Annotated in this window: 4 protein-coding genes; 1 reads left to right on the forward strand and 3 read right to left on the reverse strand. The window is 49.5% G+C overall.

Features of this window, described 5'->3' with window-relative positions:
- Positions 1-307: hypothetical protein (locus D6694_07165; protein ID RMH43202.1), on the forward strand; the 307-nt coding region annotated here is incomplete at its 5' end.
- Here the strand turns inward: D6694_07165 and D6694_07170 are convergent.
- The 3 genes from D6694_07170 to D6694_07180 form a co-directional block, all read right to left on the reverse strand.
- Positions 304-558: a hypothetical protein gene (locus D6694_07170; protein ID RMH43203.1), complete on the reverse strand. Its 255-nt coding sequence runs from the start codon at positions 556-558 to the stop codon at positions 304-306. The genes D6694_07165 and D6694_07170 overlap by 4 nt on opposite strands.
- A gap of 251 nt (positions 559-809) precedes the next feature.
- Positions 810-1,337 (reverse strand): hypothetical protein, encoded by a 528-nt coding sequence (locus D6694_07175; protein ID RMH43204.1) that lies wholly within the window; start codon positions 1,335-1,337, stop codon positions 810-812.
- A gap of 116 nt (positions 1,338-1,453) precedes the next feature.
- Positions 1,454-2,104 (reverse strand): hypothetical protein, encoded by a 651-nt coding sequence (locus D6694_07180; protein RMH43205.1) that lies wholly within the window; start codon positions 2,102-2,104, stop codon positions 1,454-1,456.
- Positions 2,105-2,145: the final 41 nt, after the last annotated feature.

The following is a 2,145-nucleotide window of genomic DNA, read 5'->3' on the forward strand; positions in this document are numbered from 1 at the left end:
AAAACTGTTTGCGCGTTCAGACGGCATCTCGCCCGGCGTGCCGTGGTACGATCCCAAGGCGGCATTTATTTACTTGGCAGGTTTGTTCTTTTTGATCCAAATTATTGTCGCTTACTACAATTGGTGGTTCTTGCACAACGCCCCACTGGCAGTGGCAGCTTATTTGTTAGGGCTCGGATTGCCTGGCGTTCTATATTTAGCGTTCGTGCATCCGTACCGCCTCATCTACCACATGATTCGCAATCGCACCACGTCGCTGCCGCGCAAAACGGCTTTTGACCTCATGGGCACCGACGCTTTTAATTAATTAGAATTATGCTTCAAAGTGGTGTATGGAGAGATTGAAGACGGCGGCGTATCCTGCTGAAATTCGGTTTGAGAAGAACTGAAAACAGCAAAGGAGTATGCCACCATGAGTAAAGATAACGTAGTTGCCTGGTCAGCCGTGCTGGCAATCAAGCCACAACTGTTATGCATGCTTTCTTTGGTTAAGTCGCCCGTATTTTGCTCCCGCCTTACTGGTTCTGGCGGAAATCCGCGATCTGCCATAATTGGCATCGCTCATTGCTCACACTTTGCAGGTTCGGTCGTGGATTGCGCAGCAATGCGCGAAACAAACAAGGTTTCGCGCTCAACGCCTGAAACGCAAATCATGTAACCGAAACTCAAAAGAAAACAACAGTTGTCAAATTTTGTCCACCATAGCGCGGATGTCCGCCAAAGGTACCACGTGAGGCTGCCGTTTCCTCACAGCACCACCCGATGCAAGTGACGGCATAATCTCAAAGCGGTGGCACTTTTACCGGGTACTAGTTTCGTAATCTAGACGAAAAAAGTCGCCAGGCATAATGCGCAACGTTATTTTTGTACGCCCTCTTTGTGCCGTGAATCACGTGCTCAAGTGCCGTCAGATGCCTAGAGGACAGACCAGCAGTTGCACGCATTATCTTTTCCTCAAGATATGCCCATTCTTCCGGATCATTTGGATCAACAAATTCAGGGATCTCGTCAATCACTTCTCCGTTCTGTTTTCTTAGAAAGACAGAAATAAGATGGTTTTGTATCGATTTTCGTAAAAATTGCTTTATTTCGATCTCCGAACGGTCACTGTCGAGCGCAACGATTGCTTTAAGCCAAGCCACTACCGCCTCTTGTAATACATCATCGCGTGATGACAAAAAATTGCGATAGCGAAGAAACCAATTGTGTGCAACAGACTCAACAAATGAACCATATTGAAGCCAAAGGCTATTGTACGAACACTCATGACGCCCATCCTGCCCGCATATCGCAATTTTCTCTACTGTTGGACTTTGTTTTTCCCGATTTTTGCGCATTCCTAGCCTCCTGAAATCACTCTAGATATTGCAAGAACACTTCCTCATGCATTAATGACCGCCTTTAAGCTTAAAAGCCAGCACGCGCTGTTAACACAGAACGCCGCAATACCTCCCTAACGCCCTTTCCGCTCACCGTGTAACCATAAGCCAGCCAATGCCAGCAACGTCAACCACCACGCGGCACCGCCACCACCACTGCCAGATGAACCACCTGTATTGCCAGTGTTGTTATTGCCTCCGCCTGAGGATTGTTCGTCGTCATCGTGAATCATCAACACCGTTGGCACAAAGCCACCGCGGTAGTTGCCTGTATTCGCCAACCAGAACTGAATGTCGTCATTCGGCTCGTGTACATCGTCTTGAGCGACCGTGAATGTGACCGTCTTTTGCGTTTCGCCTTCGGCAAAAGTCACTTTGGTTCGCGCCTCGAGGCCCTGCACATCACTTTCGTTCATGCCTTGCCCAAACAAGCGGACAAGCTCAACAGTTTGTGCGCTGTCGGTTTGTCCCGTGCGCGTGATGGTGATGGTGACAGTTTCGCCTTCGTTGACTTGTGCTGGCGCATCCAAAACAAAATCTCCCACCGGCTGCCAATCGCCAATACGATTGGCAACCACTGGAATGGTTTGACGAAAGCCACGCACCGCATCCGCCACATCGGGTTCACCGCAAGGTTCGTCGTTCACGACATGATTCGGATCGGAGTAAAACAAGTGCCTGTGCGCATCGTCTGGCTGCGCTGGCAAAGGCACAATTATGAGCATTACGCAGCCAGACGATGCGCACAGGCACTTGTTTTACTCCG

It is taken from the genome of Gammaproteobacteria bacterium, assembly GCA_003696665.1.
Classification (GTDB): domain Bacteria; phylum Pseudomonadota; class Gammaproteobacteria; order Enterobacterales.

What these genes read in the sequence shown, in the direction of transcription:
- D6694_07170 (RMH43203.1), bottom strand. Translation starts at nt 558, where the DNA reads ATGCCAATTATGGCAGATCGCGGATTTCCGCCAGAACCAGTAAGGCGG.
- D6694_07180 (RMH43205.1), bottom strand. Translation starts at nt 2,104, where the DNA reads ATGCTCATAATTGTGCCTTTGCCAGCGCAGCCAGACGATGCGCACAGG.
- D6694_07175 (RMH43204.1), bottom strand. Translation starts at nt 1,337, where the DNA reads ATGCGCAAAAATCGGGAAAAACAAAGTCCAACAGTAGAGAAAATTGCG.